Genomic DNA, 15,122 nt, shown 5'->3' on the forward strand with positions numbered 1-15,122 from the left:
AGGGTGGCGCCCGCGGAGAGGGTGGCGCCCGCGGAGAGGGTGGCGCCCGCGGAGAGGGTGGCGCCCGCGGAGAGGGTGGCGCCCGCGGAGAGGGTGGCGCCCGCGGAGAGGGCGAGCGGTGCGGGTGGCGGGGGTGGGGAGGCGGGCGGGGGGTGGTTAGCCGGTCGTGGTTAGGCGGTCTAGGCGGGGCATCCAGTACGCGGGGTTGTGGAGGTAGAGGCTGTTGGCGCCGGCGCGAAGGTCTAGCTGGAACGTCGCTGACATCACGGTGCCCCAGCCGCCCGGGCGCAAGCTCCACGCCTGCGATTGGCCGCCGTTGAGCCGCGCGTACACCGTGCGCTGTTGCTCGCCGTCGACGTAGTAGATCGTGACCGCGTACCGGCGAGCTGTCGGCGCGTTCAGGGTGAACTCGATCGCGCCGCGGTCGGTGTACCCATAGGGGTTGGCACCGGTGCCCAGCCGGTGCACGATACGACCGCCGGAGGCTTCGGGCATCATCATGGGCTCGGCCGAGCCGTGCAGCCGGGCGGCTTCCGCCTCGTACGAGGTGGTCGTCGGCGGGCGGGGCGTGGGCGGGACCGCCGCCGCGCTGGTCGTCGCCGGGCGAGGGGTCCGTTCGGGTGCGACGGCGCGGCCCAGTGGCGCGAGACCGGCTGCGGGAGGGGTACCCGCGACGGTTGTGACCGCTGCTGGCGACGGCTCCGGTAGGAGGGCCGTGTTGACCGGTTCCGGGTCGTGCACGGGGGCCGCGGAGCGGGTGGCCCCGTTCGCGACCAGCGCCACGATGACGAACATGGCGACCGCCAACGCGATCAGGATCGCTCGCCGGGGCGGACTGGTGGGCCGGAAACGCCGGCCCCGGTAGCGGAGGCCGGACGTGGCTTTGACGATGCGGCTCGCCAGTCCGCGCACGGCGGCGGCGCTGCGCAGGCCGGCCTCAGCAGCCCATGCGAGCGGGCGAGCGAGTCTGGTGCGGAGGCCGGCAGCGGCAGAGCCAACCCAACCGGCCGCGCTGGCGGAGCCGGCCCAACCGGCCGGAGCGGCAGAGCCGGCCGCGGAGGCGCCCGGGCGGGCCGGACGACGCGCCCCGGCCGAGCCGGTCGCCCGGCCGCGCGAAGCCACCGAACCACGAGAGTCCAGGGTCGCACCTGAGCCCGGCGCCGAACCGCTAGAGCCCAGGGTCGCGCCCGAGCCCGCCGCGGGACCGCTAGAGCCGAGCGGCACGCCCGCGTCTGCCGCCGGACCGCGAGAGCCCAGCGTCGCGCCCCAGACCGCGTCCGATCCACGGGAGTCCGGCGTCGTGCCCAGGGCCGCGGCCGAACCGCGGGAGCCTGACATCGCATCACCCGAGGCAGCAGCTGAAGCACCAGAGCCCCGCGTCGGGTCGACCGAGGCAGGCGTCGTACCACCCGGAGCGGCGTCGCCGGTGGTTAGGTCGGTCCAGCTTGCCGCCGAGTTGAGGCGGCCGGTGTAGCGCCGCGCACCGGCCGCACCACGCTCGGCGGCGGCATCGGCCGAGCCAGCCGAGTCACCTACGCCGCGCCGACCGGTGCCCTCAGACCAGCCACTCCCGCCACGGCGGACGGCGGACTCATGCGACCCAGCCGACCCATCGCCGACGGCCGCGTCGCCGACACCGGGGACACCACGGTCGACGGCGGTCTCAGGCGAGCCAGCCGCATCACGGCGACCGGTGGCCTCAAGCGAGCCAGCCGCATCACGGCGACCGGTGGCCTCAAGCGAGCCAGCCGCATCACGGCGGCCGGTGGCCTCAAGCGAGCCAGTCGCGTCACTCGCGCCCAACGCGTCGTGGGCTGCGGCGGCGTCGCGCGTGGCAGAGGGGCGGCGGTCGGTGGGGGGCTTGGCGCGGTCGGTCGCCGGCTCGGGGGCGGCGGGGCCGCGGGGGCGGGTGAAGCGGCGCCAGCCGACGCCGGAGTTCTGCCGCCGGTCGGAGGCCGCGGCGGTGGACGATGCGATAGACGGTGCGATGGACGGTGCGGCCGACGAGCGGGATTGGGCGGGTGGGCGGGGGATCGCGGGGGCGGGGACGAGGCCCAGGGAGCCGAGCAGGGGCTCCACGGGCTCCAGGTCGGTGGCGCAGCGTGAACACTCCACCACGTGAGCGGCGAGCCGGTCGCGGCGGTGGGGCTCGGGGCGCCGGGCGGTGCCGCCCGCCAGCAGTGCCAAGTCTCCGCACACCGGGTCGGCCGCGAGCGCTGCCACCAACCGGCGGGCAGCGTCGAGGCGGGGCGCCATCCGGCGTACACGTGCATCTGAATCGGACGGTGAGTCGCCCGACGCGGCGGCGACCTCGGCGGGGGTCAGCTCGCCGGCTTCGGCGAGCCACCAGAGCGCGAACGTGTCGCGGTCGTGTGGCGCCAGCCACCGGAGGGCCTCGACCAGGTGCCGCGCCTGGCCGGTCAGGCCGAGCCGCGCGACGGCGGTGGCGGCGAAGTCCGGGCCGTCGGGCCCCGCACGGCCGGGTCGGCGGGACTCGCGGACCTGGCGGCGAGCCTCGGCCGCGAACCAGGCGCGTACCTGCTCGCCGCCGGGTGCGGTGTCTCGGAGTCGCGCGGCGAGTGCGGTGAGCGCGGGTTCGACGTCGGAGTGCTCGACGAGGCCGCAGCCGATGATGTGGTGCGTCACTGACCAGTGGCGTTCGAGGAGCTCGTCCAGCGCGCGCCCGTTTCCGGCACGCGCGAGTCCCGCCAACCACGTATCCCGCTCGTCACGCACTGTCATGAGTCCCCCCACACATGAAACCTGCTCATTGAATAGGCGTTCGAGGGGCTCAAAATGAAACACCACTATAGTGAAAAGCCGCGTACCATAGCGGACGTGATCAATCTTCCGGAGCTGGGTGGCCGGATCCAGGCGCTGCGGAGCGAGCGCGGGATGACCCTCCAGGAGCTCGCCGACCGGTCAAAGGTCAGCGTGAGCATGCTTTCCTCGGTCGAGCGGGCGTTGAAAGCGCCCACCGTGGTCGTGCTCGACCGGATCGCCGACGGGCTGGGAGTGTCGCTAACCCGACTGCTCGCCGACCCCGCACCCGACCGCGTCGTCGTCCGGCGGGCCGATCGGCAGGACACGGCGGCGTACCCGAGCGGCTGGCACCGCACGATCCTGTCGCCGGTGGTGCCCGGCGTGAACTTCGAGCTGGTCCGGGTCACCCTGCCGGCCGGTTGCGACGCCGGTGACTTCCCCGCGTACGCGGCCGGGTCGCACGAGTACATCGCCGTGGAGTCGGGCGAGGTGCGGGTGACGGTCGGCGACCAGGCGGTCGACCTGGCGGCCGGCGACTCGCTGTACTTCGCGGCCGACGTGGCGCACGCGTACGCCAACCACACCGGCGAGCCAGCCACCTACTACGTCGCCGCCCTGATCAGCCGGTCGCGCACCTGACACTGTCGGGCGCCAGCTCCCCCGTTGAGCTGGCGCCCCAACGGGTAACAGCGTGCCGCATGCGGGTAGTTCGTAGAGTTGTCGAAATGTTGTCGGCGGAGTTTCGGCTGTTGGGCCCGACCGAGGTCTGGGCGGCGGACCGGACCGTCGACATCGGACCGCCACAGCGCCGCGCCGTACTGGCGGCCCTTCTCGTCGACGCGGGCCAGCCGGTGACGCTGGAGACGCTGAGCGGCCGGGTGTGGGACGGCGAGCAGCCAGACGGGGCCCGCCGCGCCTTGCACGCCCACCTGGCGCGCCTGCGCAAGGCGCTTGACGGGCTGGACGCCGAGCTCGTTCGCCGCTCCGGCGGCTACCTGCTGGAGATCTCGCCCGACCGGGTCGACCTGCACCGGTTCCGCCGGATGGCCGCCGCCGCGCGCGACGCCGGGGGCGCCGAACAGGTACGCCTGCTGCGCGACGCGCTGGACCAGTGGCGCGGCGAGCCGCTGGCCGACCTGACCGGGGGCTGGGTCCGCCGGTCCCGCGAGCTCTGGCACCGGGAACGGCTGGACGCCGCCGTGCGGTGGGCCACCGTCGAGCTGCGGCTGCACGGCCCGGACCAGGTCATCGGCCGCGTCCGGGAGCTGCTGCACGAGTACCCGCTCGCGGAACCGCTGTCGGCGACGCTGATCCGGGCCCTCGCTATGGCGGGCCGGGCGGCCGAGGCCCTGGACTGGTACGCGGCCACCCGTGCCAGGCTGGTCGAGGAGCTGGGCACCGAACCGGGCCGGGAACTCCAGGAGCTGCACCGGGAGCTGCTGCACGGCGAGTCCTCGGCCCCGCGCACGGCGGTACCGCTCGCCGCTCAGCTGCCTATGGACGTGCGCGGCTTCGCCGGCCGGGGCGAGCAGCTCGCGCGCCTCGACGACCTGCTGGCCGGTACCGCGCGGGAGCCCACCGCCGTCGTCGTCTCTGCGGTCTCCGGCACTGCCGGCGTCGGCAAGACGGCTCTGGCTGTGCACTGGGCGCACCGGGCGGCCGACCGGTTCCCGGACGGGCAGCTCTACGTCAACCTGCGCGGCTTCGACCCGGCGGGTGCGATCATGAGTCCCGCCGAGGCGGTACGCGGCTTCCTCGACGCCCTCGGCGTGCCCGCCCGGCGGGTACCCACCGGGATCGACGCCCAGGCCGCCCTGTACCGCAGCCTGCTCGCCGGCCGCCGCATGCTGGTACTGCTCGACAACGCCCGCGACGCCGCACAGGTACGGCCGCTGCTGCCCGGGGCACAGGGCTGCGCCGTCCTGGTGACCAGCCGGAACCGGTTGCACGGGCTGGTGGCGGCCGAGGGCGCGCTCCCGCTGACCCTCGATGTGCTGTCCACATCGGACGCCCGCGAGCTGCTGGCCGGCCGGCTCGGTGCCGAGCGGGTCGCCGCCGAACCCGGCCCGGTCGAGGAGATCGTCACCCGGTGCGCCCGGCTGCCGCTCGCGCTGTCCATTGTGGCCGCCCGCGCCGCCGGCCAGCCCGACACTCCACTCGCGACGCTCGCCGCCGAGCTGCGCGCCGCCGGTGGCAGCCTCGACGCGTTCCGCGCCGACGAAGACGACGCGCGCACCGACGTACGCGCGGTGTTCTCCTGGTCGTACCGGACACTGTCGACAGACGCGGCGCGCCTGTTCCGCCTGCTCGGCCTGCACTCCGGCCCGGACGTGTCGGCGCCGGCGGCGGCGAGCCTGGCGGGTGAACCGCTCGCACGAGTGCGGGCACACCTCGACGAGCTGACCCGGGCACACCTGGTCGCCGAGCACGCCCCTGGCCGGTACTCGCTCCACGACCTGCTGCTCGCGTACGCCGGGGAGCTGGCTCGGGCGGAGGAGCCGGAGGCCGACCGGCGCGCGGCGATCAGCCGCCTGCTCGACCACTACCTGCACACCGCACACCGGGGCGCGCTGCTGCTGTACCCGCGCCGGCACCCGATCGTCCTCGCCGACCCGGCGCCGGGCGTGACGCCCGAAGAGCTGGCCGACCACCGGCTGGCCTTGGCGTGGTTCGCCGCCGAGCACCACGTGCTCCTGTCCATGGTGGAGCTGGCCGCGGCGGGCGGGTTCGAGCGGCGCGCGTGGCAGCTCGCCTGGACGCTGTGGGACTTCCTGGACCGGCGGGGCCACTGGCACGACCTCGTCGCCGTCCAGCACACCGCACTCGCAGCGGCCGAGCGCACCGGCGACCTCCCGGGGCAGGCACACGGGCACCACGGGCTCGGGTTCGGGTACGACCTCGTGGGGCGCAGCGACGACGCCCTGCGGCACCTGGATCGCGCGGCTGGGTTCTTCGGCGCGCTGGGTGACCACGCCGGGCAGGCCAACGTCGAGCTGAGCATCTGCAGTGGACTGGCCGGCGCCGACCAGCTGGCCGAGGCGACCCGCGCGGCGGAGCGGGCACTCGACCTGTACCGGGCCGCCGGTCACAGGTTCGGGCAGGCGGGCTCGCTCAACAACATCGGCCTGCTCAACACGATGATCGGCAACCACGAGCCGGCGCTGCCGTACTGCGAGCAGGCGCTGAGCCTGTACGAGGAGCTCGACGACAGGCACGGCCAGGCGACCACCTGGGACAGCCTCGGCTCGATCCGGCACAACCTCGGCGACCACGCCGCGGCGGTCGACTGCTACGAGCGGTCGCTGGCGATCTTCCGCGATTTCGGCGACCGGCACGAGGAGGCGAACACGCTCGTCAACCTGGGCGAGACCCAGCTCGCCGCCGGCCAGCCCGAAGCCGCCCGCCGCACGTGGCGACTGGCTCTGGACATCCTCGACGAATTGGGCCACCCCAACGCCAGCGAGGTCCGCGCCAGGCTCAAGCAGATTGCGTAATTTCACGGAGGCGGCGGCGGGCACACTCCGTCACACTGGGGACACCTTTGGTCGTCGTCCACCCCCGTGGCGACACGAGGGAGTCGCCGCCGGTCTGAGCACCGGCGGCGACTGTCAGTTCACCTTCGTGTCGACCGGCGTGCCAGCCTCGATCGTGCGGGAGACGGTGCAGAGGCGGTCGTGTGACATCTTCGCCGCGCGGGGCAGCATCTCCCGGGCAGCGTCGCCGGCCTCGCCTTCGGGGAACGCCACGCTCAGCTCCACGACCAGGTTGACGAGGCGGTTTCCGCCGCTCTCGTCGCGCACCTTGTCGGCCGTCACCCGCACCTCGAACCGCTCCGGCTCGGCGCGCTTGCTGACGATGTGATCGACGTCGGCGCCGGTGCATCCGCCGAGCGCGGCGAGCAGCAGCTCGACCGGTGTGAAGTCGGGGCCGTCGCTGGAGCCGATGGTGATGGTGCCGCCGCGGGCGTTCCGCACCTCGTACCGGCCAAGGCTCGCGCGTTCGATGGACACGGATCGCAGGGTCTCGCCACTCATGATCTAAACGTACCGCCGCTACCATCCGGTGATGGCGGAGCGGGAGTTCGATGTGGTGCTCTTCGGGGCGACCGGATTTACCGGCACACTGGTCGCCGAGTATCTGGCGGAGCGGCGGCCGGCAGGTACCCGATGGGCGGTTGCCGGCCGCGATGCCGCACGGCTGCGGGCGTTGCGCGATCGCGTCGGTGAGGTTGGGGTCGTCGAGGCCGACGTGAGCGACGCCGCCGCCATGCGGCGGCTCGCGGAGTCGGCCCGGGTGGTCATCACGACCGTCGGCCCTTATATCCGGTACGGGGAGCCGCTGGTCGCCGCCTGTGCCGCGGCCGGCACCGACTATGTCGACCTGACCGGCGAGCCCGAGTTTGTCGACCGGATGTACCTGGCGCACCACGCCACCGCCGAGCGCACCGGCGCCCGGATCGTGCACGCCTGCGGATTCGACGCGATCCCGGCCGACCTGGGCGCGCACTACACGGTGGGGCAGATGCCTGAAGACGTGCCGATCCGGATGCGCGGTTACCTGACCGCGAGCGGCCGGCCGTCCGGCGGCACGTTCGACACGGTACTGACCAACTTCGCGCGCTCCAGGCAGGCGGCACAGGCGCACCGGGAGCGGCGGCGGTTGGAGCCGGCCGACCGGTCCCGCCGGGTGCGCGGCGATGCCGGGCGGCCCGGGTACGACAAGGCGATCGGCCGGTGGGTGCTGCCGCTGCCGACGATCGATCCGCAGATCGTGGTGCGCTCGGCGCGGGCGCTGCCCCGCTACGGGCCGGACTTCTCGTACGGGCACTTCGCCGCCCTGCGGAATCCGCTGGTCCTGGGCGGCATCGCGGCCGGCGCCGCCGGTGCGATGGTGCTCGCCAAGGCCGGTCCGACCCGGCGCGCGCTGCGGCGCCTCGTCCCGACCGGCTCGGGGCCGAGCCCGGAGCGGCAGGCGCGGTCGTGGTTCCGGGTGCGGTTCGTGGCCGAGAGCGGTGGCCATCGGGTGGTCACCGAGGTGACCGGCGGCGACCCGGGGTACGGGCAGACGTCGAAGATGCTCGCCGAGTCCGCCCTGTGCCTGGCGCACGACCAGCTCCCGGAGACGGCCGGGCAGGTCACCACGGCGGTCGCGATGGGCGACGCGCTGCGCGCCCGACTATCGAACGCGGGCATGACCTTCCGGGTGGTCTCGTGACGGATGAGCTCGACAGCAGTCTGTGGCGGCCGCTGCGGGTACTGCTGGAGGCGATGGACCGCGACATCGCCGCCCTGTACGAGGAGGCCGGTCTCGCGGAGGTGCGCACCCGGTTCGTCGGGCCGCTCATCCAGCTCGGCCGGCACGGCCCGATGTCCATCCGCGAGCTGGCCACGCGCGTCGAGGTGACCCACTCCGCGATGAGCCAGACGGTCGCGGCGATGCGGGCGGCGGGGCTGGTCGAGAGCGCCGCCGGCTCCGACGGGCGGACCCGGCGGGTACAGCCGACCCAGCGCGGACGCGAGGTCCTGCCGTTCCTGGAGGCGGAGTGGCACGCGACCGAGGCGACGGTCGGCGAGCTGGACGCCGCGCTCCCGTACCCGCTGACCCGCGTGGTCGCGGACCTGGAGGCCCTGTTGCGGGAGCGCCCGTTCCGGGACCGCCTCCGCGCTCACCTGTGATCAGGGCGTCCCTCAAGTCGCCCTAACGACTTCAGGGACGCCCTGATCACACTGAGGTGGGGACCGGGGCCGGCACGGGCTGAGCGATGTCGTCGCCCTCGCGGCGGGCCCAACGGCCTGCCACGACCGCGTACCAGGCGCCCAGGGCTGCCATCCCGATCGCGACGGCCACCACCGATACCGGCGAGTGGCCGTCGGCGGGCAGCGTGAGCGCCCCGATGAACATGCCGGCCACGTACGTCAGGTTGAACGTGGTGTCGTTGACCGCGAACACCCGGCCCCGGTAGTCGTCCTCGCACTCGTGCTGGATCGCCGTGTCCACCACGATCTTCATGCCCTGCGACGCGATGTTGACGAAGTAGACCGCCACGACGAGCAGCGCCTCGGTGAACGGCAGCGCGAACGCCAGCAGCGCGACCGCCAGGCCGAGCAGCAGCACGCTGACCCACCGCCAGCCGCCGATCCGGCGGGTGACCGGCGGCGTGACCAGCGCGGCGGTGACCACGCCCGCGCTCGCGGCGCCGACCACGAAGATCAGGCCGGTGATCGAGTCCTGTACGTCGTTGTCGGTGACGAAGTAGTTGCGGTGCAGCAGGAGCATCGCGAGCGTGAGGACCCCGAAGAGCACCCGGAACCCCGCCTTGGCGGCCATGGCGTACGCGGCGCCGCGGCGGCTGGCGAGGTGCCGCAGGCCGTCGCCCATCCCCCGGGCCACCTCGGCCAGTGCCGACCCCATCGAGGCTTTGCACTCGTGCTCGACATGGTCGGGACCGAGCTCGTCGACCCGGAACGAGCGCCGCGCGAGTAAGGCCGAGGCGACGTATCCGATGGGCGCGACGGCCGCGAGCACCGCGTACCCGCCGTCGCCGACCGAGACCATGGAGTGGACCAGGAGCGCGGCCAGACCGAGCCCGGACGAGAAGCAGATCGAGCCGAGCGTGCCCGCGAGCGAGTTGGCCGTGACCAGCCGGCGGTCCTCGACCACGTGCGGGACGGCAGCGGACAACCCGGACAGAAGGAACCTGTTCAACCCCATGATCGCGAACGCGCAGACGATGAAGCCGATGCCCTCGCCGCCGGCATTGATCAACAGTGCCGTGGGGATGACCAGCGCGGCACGAAGCAGGTTGGTGCGGACGACGACCTGGCGGCGGCTCCACCGGTCGAGGAAGACGCCCACGTAGGGGCCGATCAACGAGTACGGCGCCACGAGCAGCGCCGTGCCGATCGCGATGCTGATCGCGCTGGTATGCCGGTCGGGGTTGAACAGCACGCTGCCGGCGAGCGCGGCCTGAAACAGCCCATCGGCAAACTGGCTGCTCAGGCGCACGCCGAGCAGCCGCCGGAACCCACGCACCGCGAGTACCGCGCGCAGGTTGTGTGTGTCCCGGGACGCCATGACGGTCAAGCGTAGGCGGGCTCTCCGGGAACCCGATACATTTGTCGCCAATCTAGTGGCTTATCCATTTTGCGGCACGCTCACAGCTGACGGCTAGGCGGTGATCCACTCGGTCGCGATACGCCCGCCTCGCAGCGTGCACTCGATCCGGATCGGCCCCCGCCGCCGCGCCGGAAAGGCGAAACATCCCACTTCGTCCGCCGTGGTGGTCTCCGCGTCGGACCCGGACGCCGTCACCAGCCGCACCTCCCCCGGCTCGGGCGGCACGAGCTGCCCCTCGATGCCGGCCTCGCTGACCTCGATCTCGACGTTGACCGGCCCCCGCCCGAAGACGAGCGTGCGGGGCGTGCCGTGCACGGAGCCGCGCACGAGCATGCTCTGGTCAAGGTCGGAGTCGTAGAGCAGCGAAGCCAGCTCGACGTCGGCGTCGGCATTTCGCCACCGGAACGCCGCCCGCGCAGCCGTCATGACCTGTTGTTCCTCCGGGTGAGGAAGCAGCGCCTCCCGGAGGGCACGCAGAAGCTCGTCGTCGTCATTCCAGTTCCGCGAGGGCATGCCGGCCACCTCCTGTCTTCGCGGCCTTCCCGTTCGCCCGGAGGTACGCCTGGACGGCTCGCGTCTCGCGCAACTTTTCGAGCGTGCGGATACGGGTCGGACCGATGCTGCCGATCGGCATGCCGAGAATCCGGCTGATCTCGGCGTACGGGCACGGCGGGTCGGAGACGAGCAGCGCCAGGAACCGGCGCTGCTCGTCGCTCAACTCCGCGAGGCCGGCGAGGAGCACCTGGCGCTGCTCGGCCGCCAGCAGGTCTTCGTCGATGTCGTCCGACCCGGAACTGATCTGTGACATGGTCGCCGGGTCGGTCAACACGCTTCGACTGTTGAGGCGCAAGTGACGCTGGCACTCGTGGCGGGTCGTGGTGGCCAGCCAGCCGGGCAGCGCCGCGGGCTCGCGGATCTTCGGCAGGTGCTCGATGAGGTGCAACCACACCAACTGGCTGACGTCTTGGGCATCGGTGATCGACAGGCGGAACCGCCGGATGACGGTGGCGACGAGCCCGGCGTGCCGGCGAACCAGCTCGTTCCAGGCTGTCTCGTCACCGGCGACACTGGCCCGGACGAGCGTGGCCAGGTCGTCGGCCGTCGGACGCCCCACGACATCGTTTCCCACGACATCCTCCCTTCGCCGGAGGACCCGGAGGACCCGGAGGACCAGGCGGACGGCCTCAGAGTACGCCTTCGAGGATCTGCATCGCGCTGCCGAAACCCGAAATGGGCTGCCCCCCGCTGGCGAGCAGAGCGACCGCCTGGCGGGGTGTGGTCCCCGGCGTCTCGCGGCAGATGCGGACGATCGCGCCGGCGATCTGCGGTGCGGCGAACGAGGTCCCGCTCCACAAAGCCCACGAGTCATTCCCGAACTCCTCCGGCTCCCGGTCGAACACCGGCGACTCCAGGCCGGTGACAAATGTCGATCGGATGCCCTCGGCGACTGTCGAGAACTGGACATCGCCGTGGCTCGACCACTGCGCCGGGGTCAGGTCGGCTTTCAGACCCGCCACCGCCTCGACGCCGGGAAGCGCTGCCGGCCAGCACGGCGCGTCGTCGCCGAAGTTGCCGGCCGCCGCGACCATGACGACCGCGCCGCCCGAGTCCTGCGTGATGTACTGCGCCGCGGCCGCCAGCGCGGGCGGCGGCTCGTCGTCGGTGGTACGCATGCCCAGCGACATGTTGATCACCTGAGCGCCGTCCTCGTACGCCCGCAGCAGCGCGTCGGCGATCATGTCGTCGGACGCGAAGCCGTCGCTGTCGGCCGCCTTGTAGACCCGCACGTCGGCGCCCGGCGCGACCCGCATGACGATGCCGCTCACGAACGTGCCGTGCCCGGCCTGGAAGTCCAGGAACCCGTCAGGGCCGGCCGGCAGCACGTCGAGCTGGTCGATGTCGCCCTCGTTGCGCGGTACGCCATTGAGCCACCCGTCGCCGCGCTGCGCCATCGGGATGCCGGTGTCGATCACCGCCACCCGCGGCCCGGCCTCGCCACTGGGCGCCGAGTACGCCTCGCTGTGCTGGATCGGCTCTGGTCCGCCGATCCCCTTGCCCACGGCGGCCAGCGTCGCGACGTAGTTGGTCCAGCCCCGCGTGCCCTTGCGGGAGCACTCCTCGATCGCGCGCTCCACTGTCGGCAGGAGCGCCGTGCCGTTACGCAGCCGGCAGAGCCCGCCGCGCCGCTCGACCACGTCGTCGAAGCCACGCGACTTCATGACGTCGACCAGTGCGCGCGCTTCCACGCTGTCAGAGCGCATCACGATCTCGCCGCGGGCGACCAGGCTCTCCCGGCCCCGTTCTCGCTGGCGTACCTCGATCTGCGGAAGATCACGCCGTCCACTGCGGCGTCCACGTAGGATACCCAGCAGCTCAGCCCCCCTCGGCGAGCCAATCGAGTTGAGCTCGGACACCTGACGCGCGACGATCCGACGCAGCTCTGGCACGCGGTTCCCATAGGATTCCGGATAGTCACCCTTGAAGGCGTACCCAGCAGGACCATTCGTCAAATTCATGTCATCACCCGGCTTCTCTTTACGTGCGACAGCGGAAGTTTGATCCGTTGACCGAAACAGAGACTCCACGAGACCTCGTGATACACGCTAAGCGTGTACACGAAGGCGTTGTAGCGGATCCGCGCAGGTACCACCCTGTCGCGGCGGCTCTGGTCACCCGTATGAGGCGGGCGGGGGCGCCGGAGGCGCTGGCGCTCGCGCTGCGGGCCTTGGCGTGGGCCGAGCGGGCCAAGCTGGCCGACGCGTCCGCCAAGCGGCTGCTCGACGAGGCGGCCCGGATCGCGCGCCGGCATCGCCTGGATCACACGCTCGCCGACGTGTTGATGAGCCGCGCGGCGGTCAACCAGGAGCTGGGTGCGATGGGTGCCGCGCAGCGCGACCTGGACGCCGCCGGGCCGCTGGTGGCGCCGGACCGTGAGGTGGAGCTGGCGTTCCAGCGGGCGATCCTGCAGCAGAACATCGGCCGGCTGGGCGACGCGGCGCCGACCTATCGGGAGCTGCTGGCCCGCGCCGACACCCCGGAGCGCATCAAGGTCATCGCCGGCAACAACCTGGCCATGATCGAGGCGCAGCACGGCCGGCACGGCGAGGCGTTGCGCCGCCTCGACGACGCCGGACGGCGGGCCGAGGGCGTCGGCCCGGCGCTGGTCGCGATGGTGCTGGAGACGCGGGCGTGGGCGACGGTGCAGTCGGGGCGGCTCGCGGAGGGGCTGCGGCTGTTCGACGAGGCCGGACGGGCGCACGAGGCCGCCGGGCTGCCGCTGGGCGAGCACTATGTGGAGTACGCGGACGCGCTGATCGACCTGCGGTTGCTGCCCGAGGCGGGCGCGGCCGCGCGCACCGCCGCTGACGTGTTCCGCCGCAACGGCGTACCGCTGATGGGTGCCGAGGCCGAGCTGCGGGTGGCCCAGCTGGCGATGCTGGCCGGTAACCCCGAGGAGGCCGAGGAGGCGTCCCAGCACGCCGCCGACAGCTTCGGCCGACAGGGGCGGGGGCTGTGGCGGGCGCGAGCCGCGCTGGTGTCGGCCGAGGCGCGGCTGCGCACCGGCACCGCGTCGGCTTCCGACCTGCGCGAGGCGCGCCGGGTGGCACGCACGATGGAGACCCTGGGCACGTGGGCGGCGGCGGTCGACGCGTACACGGTGGCCGGACGGATCGCCGCGCACCTGGAACGGATTCGCGACGCTGTCGCCGCGCTGCGGCACGCGGCCGAACTGGCCCGGCGCAGCCCGGTCCTGGTACGGCTGCGCGGCGCCGTGGCCGCGGCGCTCGCGGCCCGGCTGTCCGGCCGTGACGACGAGGTCCTCGGGCACTGCCGGCGCGGCCTCGGTGACCTCGCGCGGCACCGGGCCGCGCTGCCGTCCGTCGAGCTGCGGGCGCTGGCCTCCGGGCACGGCGCCGAGCTGGGCCAGTTCGGCCTCGAAGTGGTGGTCCGGGAGGGCGCGCCCCGGCGGGTGCTGGAGTGGATGGAACGCACCCGCGCCGCCGCGCTGCTGGCGGTCGAGCCGGCGGGACCGGCGAGCACCGCCGACGTGCAGAACGACCTGGAGGCGCTGCGCGCGGTGAGCGCGGAACTGGAAGCGGCACCCGGGCAGCAGTCCGAACGCGGCGGCGCCACACCGCTGGTCGCGCGGCAACTGGCCCTGGAGCACCGCATCCGCCGCGCCACCTGGCACCAGCCCGCACGGGCCGAGAGGTCCGCGGCCGGGGCCACCGCGGGCCTGCGCGAGCTGCTCGACGGGCGGGTCCTCATCGAGTACGGGTTGCTGGGTGACCGGCTGCTCGCGGTGGTGGTCGAGGCCCGGCGCAGCCGCATGGTCGAGCTCGGACCGGCCGGCCCGGTCCTCGAACAACTCAAGACGCTGTACTTCGCGCTGCGCCGGCTCACCCAGGACAGGCCACCCCAGTCCTTGGCCGCCGCCCGCCTGAGCGCCGAATCACGCGTGCGCGGGCTGCGCGGGCTGCTGGTCGAGCCGCTGGGCATCAAGCCAGACGCCGAGCTGGTCGTCGTACCGGTCGGAGACCTGCACGGCGTGCCCTGGGCGGCCCTGCACGACGGCCCCGTCTCCCTCGCACCCTCGGCACGGTTCTGGACCCGGGCACGGGAATCCGCCCTGCACCGCCCGCCCGGCGACTCCGTCGTACTCGTGGAAGGCCCGCACCTGAGCGGGGCGACCGCCGAGGTGCAGCGCCTGCACGCGATGTACCCGCACGCCACCGTCGTCACCCCGCCGGACAGCACCGCCGAAGCCGTCATCCGCCTGCTCGACGGCGCCGACCTCGTGCACCTGGCCTGCCACGGCCGGCTGCGCGCCGACAACCCGCTGTTCTCCTCGCTCGTACTGGCCGACGGCCCACTGACCGTGCAGGAGCTCGAGGCCCGCGGCGCCGCACCACACCGGCTCGTGCTCGCCTCCTGCGAGTCCGGAGCCGACGCCACCTACGCCGGCGACGAGGTACTCGGCTTCGTCAGCGCCCTCCTCGCCCGCGGCACCGCCGGCATCGTCGCGAGCGTCGCGGCGGTGCCCGACGTGGCGGCGGTCGACCTCATGTGCGGGCTGCACGAGCACCTCAGCAAGGGGCGCACGCTCGCGCACGCCCTGTTTGAGGCACGGGAGTCCGTCGACCGCACCGACCCCGGCGCGTACGTCAGCTGGTGCACATTCGGCGCACATGGGGCAGCCTGATTATTGACGTAGGTACATGTTTCGCTTACTTTAACGGGCA

Annotated in this window: 11 protein-coding genes; 5 read left to right on the forward strand and 6 right to left on the reverse strand. The window is 73.1% G+C overall.

All coding sequences use genetic code 11. The annotated features are described in order from the left end of the window. Positions 1–156: 156 nt before the first annotated feature. Positions 157–2,742, reverse strand: coding sequence for a hypothetical protein (locus QMG73_RS29850; protein WP_281901203.1), 2,586 nt, complete (start codon positions 2,740–2,742; stop codon positions 157–159). A gap of 96 nt (positions 2,743–2,838) precedes the next feature. Between QMG73_RS29850 and QMG73_RS29855 the strand changes: the two genes are divergently transcribed. Continuing rightward, positions 2,839–3,402, forward strand: coding sequence for a helix-turn-helix domain-containing protein (locus QMG73_RS29855; protein ID WP_281901205.1), 564 nt, complete (start codon positions 2,839–2,841; stop codon positions 3,400–3,402). Positions 3,403–3,488: 86 nt separating this feature from the next. Beyond that, on the forward strand, positions 3,489–6,257 hold the full coding sequence (locus QMG73_RS29860; protein ID WP_281901207.1) for an AfsR/SARP family transcriptional regulator: 2,769 nt from the start codon (positions 3,489–3,491) through the stop codon (positions 6,255–6,257). A 114-nt stretch (positions 6,258–6,371) separates the two neighbouring features. On the opposite strand, the gene QMG73_RS29865 is transcribed toward QMG73_RS29860, so the two are convergent. Continuing rightward, entirely contained in the window at positions 6,372–6,797 is a 426-nt protein-coding gene (locus tag QMG73_RS29865) for an OsmC family protein (protein ID WP_281901208.1), read from the reverse strand. A gap of 31 nt (positions 6,798–6,828) precedes the next feature. Here QMG73_RS29865 and QMG73_RS29870 point away from each other — a divergent pair, with 31 nt between their 5' ends. Together QMG73_RS29870 and QMG73_RS29875 are read left to right on the forward strand one after the other, a co-directional pair. Continuing rightward, positions 6,829–7,977, forward strand: a complete 1,149-nt coding sequence (locus tag QMG73_RS29870) for a saccharopine dehydrogenase family protein (protein WP_407676879.1) — start codon at positions 6,829–6,831, stop codon at positions 7,975–7,977. Beyond that, the gene (locus QMG73_RS29875; RefSeq protein WP_281901212.1) at positions 7,974–8,438 is read left to right on the forward strand and encodes a MarR family winged helix-turn-helix transcriptional regulator; all 465 of its coding nucleotides are present in this window, start codon (positions 7,974–7,976) and stop codon (positions 8,436–8,438) included. The genes QMG73_RS29870 and QMG73_RS29875 overlap by 4 nt, the downstream gene beginning before the upstream one ends. A gap of 46 nt (positions 8,439–8,484) precedes the next feature. Here the strand turns inward: QMG73_RS29875 and QMG73_RS29880 are convergent, their stop codons facing one another. The 4 genes from QMG73_RS29880 to QMG73_RS29895 all read right to left on the reverse strand — a co-directional run bounded on the left by QMG73_RS29880 (position 8,485) and on the right by QMG73_RS29895 (position 12,326). Further along, positions 8,485–9,837, reverse strand: a complete 1,353-nt coding sequence (locus tag QMG73_RS29880; RefSeq protein ID WP_281901213.1) for an MFS transporter — start codon at positions 9,835–9,837, stop codon at positions 8,485–8,487. Between the two features lie 93 nt (positions 9,838–9,930). Beyond that, positions 9,931–10,392: a hypothetical protein gene (locus tag QMG73_RS29885; protein ID WP_281901214.1), complete on the reverse strand. Its 462-nt coding sequence runs from the start codon at positions 10,390–10,392 to the stop codon at positions 9,931–9,933. Then, complete coding sequence (locus QMG73_RS29890; RefSeq protein WP_281901216.1) at positions 10,370–11,008, reverse strand: RNA polymerase sigma factor; 639 nt, start codon at positions 11,006–11,008, stop codon at positions 10,370–10,372. Before QMG73_RS29890 ends, QMG73_RS29885 begins: the two co-directional genes overlap by 23 nt. Positions 11,009–11,063: 55 nt before the next feature. Next, a complete protein-coding gene (locus tag QMG73_RS29895; protein ID WP_281901218.1) occupies positions 11,064–12,326 on the reverse strand; it encodes a S8/S53 family peptidase in 1,263 nt (420 codons plus the stop codon). Positions 12,327–12,556: 230 nt separating this feature from the next. On the opposite strand from QMG73_RS29895, the gene QMG73_RS29900 reads away from it, so the two are divergent. Further along, positions 12,557–15,082 carry a CHAT domain-containing protein gene (locus QMG73_RS29900; RefSeq protein ID WP_281901220.1) on the forward strand — a complete coding sequence of 842 codons (2,526 nt, stop codon included), beginning with the start codon at positions 12,557–12,559 and terminating at the stop codon, positions 15,080–15,082. Positions 15,083–15,122: the final 40 nt, after the last annotated feature.

It is taken from the genome of Phytohabitans aurantiacus, from assembly GCF_027923225.1.
GTDB classification, from domain to species: domain Bacteria; phylum Actinomycetota; class Actinomycetes; order Mycobacteriales; family Micromonosporaceae; genus Phytohabitans; species Phytohabitans aurantiacus.

Excerpts from the sequence above, each read along its gene's own strand:
- QMG73_RS29850 (WP_281901203.1), bottom strand. The coding sequence starts at position 2,742 with ATGACAGTGCGTGACGAGCGGGATACGTGGTTGGCGGGACTCGCGCGT.
- QMG73_RS29860 (WP_281901207.1), top strand. The coding sequence starts at position 3,489 with ATGTTGTCGGCGGAGTTTCGGCTGTTGGGCCCGACCGAGGTCTGGGCG.
- QMG73_RS29865 (WP_281901208.1), bottom strand. The coding sequence starts at position 6,797 with ATGAGTGGCGAGACCCTGCGATCCGTGTCCATCGAACGCGCGAGCCTT.
- QMG73_RS29870 (WP_407676879.1), top strand. The coding sequence starts at position 6,829 with ATGGCGGAGCGGGAGTTCGATGTGGTGCTCTTCGGGGCGACCGGATTT.
- QMG73_RS29880 (WP_281901213.1), bottom strand. The coding sequence starts at position 9,837 with ATGGCGTCCCGGGACACACACAACCTGCGCGCGGTACTCGCGGTGCGT.
- QMG73_RS29885 (WP_281901214.1), bottom strand. The coding sequence starts at position 10,392 with ATGCCCTCGCGGAACTGGAATGACGACGACGAGCTTCTGCGTGCCCTC.
- QMG73_RS29900 (WP_281901220.1), top strand. The coding sequence starts at position 12,557 with ATGAGGCGGGCGGGGGCGCCGGAGGCGCTGGCGCTCGCGCTGCGGGCC.